This is a genomic window from Actinosynnema sp. NPDC059797, from assembly GCF_042732085.1.
GTDB lineage: Bacteria > Actinomycetota > Actinomycetes > Mycobacteriales > Pseudonocardiaceae > Actinosynnema.
This window is the reverse complement of sequence record NZ_JBHWIE010000551.1, coordinates 1-3,576: the sequence shown is the minus strand read 5'-3', so window position 1 is coordinate 3,576 and position 3,576 is coordinate 1. Positions and strand designations below refer to the sequence as shown.

The 3,576-nt window shown below is 76.0% G+C and carries 4 protein-coding genes; 3 read left to right on the top strand and 1 reads right to left on the bottom strand.

Annotated elements, in window-relative coordinates; translation table 11 throughout:
* Window positions 1-226 precede the first annotated feature (226 nt).
* Complete coding sequence (locus ACFV4N_RS41480) at window positions 227-889, top strand: phosphoribosyltransferase (protein ID WP_499678178.1); 663 nt, start codon at window positions 227-229, stop codon at window positions 887-889.
* A 45-nt stretch (window positions 890-934) separates the two neighbouring features.
* Here ACFV4N_RS41480 and ACFV4N_RS41475 read toward each other — a convergent pair whose 3' ends face one another.
* The gene (locus ACFV4N_RS41475; RefSeq protein ID WP_499678177.1) at window positions 935-1,993 is read right to left on the bottom strand and encodes a glucose 1-dehydrogenase; all 1,059 of its coding nucleotides are present in this window, start codon (window positions 1,991-1,993) and stop codon (window positions 935-937) included.
* A 224-nt stretch (window positions 1,994-2,217) separates the two neighbouring features.
* Here ACFV4N_RS41475 and ACFV4N_RS41470 point away from each other — a divergent pair, with 224 nt between their 5' ends.
* Window positions 2,218-2,889, top strand: coding sequence for a response regulator (locus ACFV4N_RS41470; protein ID WP_499678176.1), 672 nt, complete (start codon window positions 2,218-2,220; stop codon window positions 2,887-2,889).
* A 1-nt stretch (window position 2,890) separates the two neighbouring features.
* Window positions 2,891-3,576, top strand: a 686-nt coding sequence (locus ACFV4N_RS41465) for a HAMP domain-containing protein (RefSeq protein ID WP_499678175.1), incomplete at its 3' end; no start/stop codon positions are given.

Genomic DNA, 3,576 nt, shown 5'->3' with positions numbered 1-3,576 from the left:
TTATTTTTTCCGGGTTGGGGCGGGGCGGGGGGGGCGGCCCAGGGCGGTGGCCCGGGGGGGGGGGGGCCCGCCGGGCCCGCGCGGGGGGCCCCCCCACCGCGGGCGTCGAGCCCGCGTCGGCCGAGGGCGAGCACGCCCGCGCCCCCTGGTTCGCCGTCCGCGACGGGTACCCACGGGTCGTGGCGCGAACCGGCGCCGCACCCCGGGGCACCGCGAGGAGGCGGCCATGACCAGGAGGACGTTCACCGACCGCGCCGACGCCGGCCGCGTGCTGGCCGGGGAGGTCGTCCGCGGGCTCGCCGCGACCGGTCCCTCCGGCCGCCCGCTGGTGCTGGCGCTGCCGCGCGGCGGCGTCCCGGTGGCGGCCGAGGTCGCCGCGGCCGTGGGCGGGGACCTGGACATCGCGGTCGTCCGCAAGATCGGCGCGCCGGGGCGGCCGGAGTTCGGCGTCGGCGCGCTGGCCGAGGACGGTCCGCCGGTGTTCGACGGCGGCGCGCTGCGGGCCCTGGGCCTCACCGAGGCCGACCTCGCCGACACCGTCGAGCGGGAGCGGGCCGAGGTGGGGCGCCGGATCCGCCGCTACCGGGGCGACCGGCCGCCGCCCGACGGGGCCGGCCGGGTGGTCGTCGTGGTCGACGACGGGCTGGCCACCGGGGTGACCGCCCGTGCCGCCCTGCGGTGGGTGCGCGGTCGGGGGCCGCGGCTCCTGCTGCTGGCCGTGCCGGTCTGCGCCCGGCGGGCGAGGCAGGCCCTGGCCGCCGAAGCCGACGTCGTGGTCTGCCCGCTCGCGCCCCTGGGCTTCCACGCGGTGGGCCAGTGGTACGCCGACTTCCGGCAGCTCACCGACGACGACGTGGACCGGGTGCTGGCGGCGGCGCGGTCCCGGTGACGGCCACCTGAGCGGCCGGTCAGCGGCCCCCGTCAGCGGCCCCCGTCAGCGACCCCCGTCCAGGGCGATGACCACCGTGTCGTCCTCGGGCCGGGGCTCGAAGGCCTCGGCGAACGACCCCAGCGGCACCCGCCGGGTGATCAGGCCGGCCAGCCAGTCCCGGTCCGCCCCGGCCAGCGCCTCCGCCGCCTGCCGGTAGTGGCGCAGGTTGGCGTTGACCGAACCGACCACCACGTCGTTCTCCAGCACCATGTCCCGGTTGACCCGCCCGGCGTCCACCTCGGTCCGGCGGCCGGTCTGCGAGACGCCGGTCAGGCAGACCACGCCGTAGGGCGCGGTGTTGCGCACCACCGCGAAGACCAGGTCGCCCACGCCGGTCGCCTCGATCACCACGTCCGGTCGCAGGCGGGACGCGACCTCGTCCACGTCCGCGTGGTGGTAGGTCGCGCCCAGTTCCTCGACCAGGCGCGGTTTCGGGCCGGTGTCGACCCGGTCGAGCACGTGCACCTCCAGCCCCTGCCGCACGCCGAGCATCGCGGCCAGCAGGCCGATCGGCCCCGCCCCGGTGACCAGCGCCCGCCGGGGCTCGAACCAGGCGCGCCCGCCGACCCGCCACACCTGCTCCCACGCCTTGGCCACGACCGACGTGGGTTCCACCAGCACCCCGACGTCCGCCAGGCGGGGGTCCAGCGCCACGGCGAACTCCGGCTCGACGCACCACAGCTCGGCCCCGTACCCGTCCAGCTCCTTGATGCCGCGCTCGGTGTAGCCGCCGTTGCGGCAGTTGTCGAACTCGCCCCGCGCGCACGCCCCGCACGGCTCGGGGTCGGGCCGCCGGACCACGCCGGCCACCAGGTCGCCCGGCGCGAAGCCGCTGCCCTCGGGCGCGGTCCTCACCCGTCCGAGCGATTCGTGGCCGAGCACCAGGCGGTCCCGGCCGGGTGGCGCCCACCCGTACTCGGCGTCCGCGATCTCCCGGTCGGTGCCGCAGACGCCCATCGCCAGCCCCTCCACCAGCAGTTCGCCGGGGCCGGGGGTCGGGTCGGGGAGGTCGGTGAGCCGGAGCGACCCGGCGGTGCCGGGTTCCAGGGTGAGGGCGCGCATGGAGCAGTACTACCCGAAGGGGAGGTCGGCATGCCGGCGGGCCGAAGCCGGCGGTGCGGCGTGCGGTCGCTCCCGGGCGCCCGGTCCACAGAGGATGGTCGCGCCCCCTCGGCTCCCCGTCGACCGGGTGGAACCTGACGAACACCTTGCGATCGGCGAACGGCCGCGCCGGGACCCGTCGGCGTGGGCGAAGCTGGGATCACCCGGACGCGAGGATCGGTGCCATGGACATCTCCGTTCTGCTCGTCGAGGACGACGAGCACATCAGGCAGGCGCTCGGGCTCGCGCTCGACGACGAGGGTTTCGCCGTCACCGACGCCGTGTCGGGCGAGGAGGCGCTGGAGCTGCTGGCCGAGGCCCGGCCCGACGTGGTGCTGCTGGACCTGATGCTGCCCGGCGTGGACGGCCTGGAGGTCTGCCGCACCCTGCGCGCCCGCGGCGACCTGCCCATCATCATCGTCACCGCCCGCACCGACGCCGCCGACGTCATCGCCGGCCTCGAAGCCGGCGCCGACGACTACGTCACCAAACCACTCGTCGCCTCGGTGCTCGCCGCCCGCATCCGCGCCCTGCTGCGCCGCACCGGCCGCCAAGACGAGGTGGTCCGGATCGGCGACCTGGAAGTCAGCCCCGAGACGGGCACCGTGCTGCGCGCCGGCACCGAGGTGCACCTCACCCGCACCGAGTTCCGACTGCTGGTGGAGCTGGCCTCCGCCGAGGGCCGGGTGGTCACCCGGGAGCAGCTGCTCCAGCGCGTGTGGGGCTACGACTACTTCGGCGACACCCGCCTGCTCGACGTCCACATCCGCCGCCTGCGCCGCAAGGTCGAACCCGACCCCGACGAACCGAAGCTGATCGTCACCGTGCGCGGGGTGGGCTACCGGGTGGACACCTGACATGCCCCGGCTGTCGCTGCGCTGGCGCGTCGCCCTCGTGCTGGGCGCGGGGTCGCTGCTGCTGACCAGCGCGCTGGCGGTGCTGGTGTGGAACCTGTCCTCCGGCTACATGCTGCGCCAGCGCGAGCAGAGCGCCACCCGGCAGGCCGAGGTCAACGTCCGCCTGGTCGACGAGGCGCTGCGCACCGGCTCCGACGGGCTGGAGGAGCTGCTGACCGGCCTGACCACCGGCCCCGACTCCACCGTCCTGCTCTACCGACCGGGGCAGGTGCTCACCAGCGGGCGGCAGGTCGACCCGCAGGCCCTGCCGGACGAGCTGGTCGACCTAGGTCGCCGCGGCACCCCCGCCTCCCAACGCCTCGTCGCCGACGGTGTTCCGGTACTGGCGGTCAGCCTTCCGCTCAACTCCACCCGGGGCGCCTACGTCGAACTCGCGCCGCTGCTGCAACTGGACCGCACCTTCCGGTTCCTCAGCATCCTGCTCATCACGGGCACCCTCGTCAGCGGCCTGCTCGGCGTGGCACTGGGCTCATGGGCCGGCAGGCGGGCCCTGCGCCCGCTGACCGAGTTGACCAGGGCCGCCTCCCTCATGGCGGGCGGTGACCTGAAGGCCCGGCTGCCCGAGCAGTCCGACCCGGACCTGACCCCGCTGGCCACGACGTTCAACGCCACCGCGGACGCCCTGGA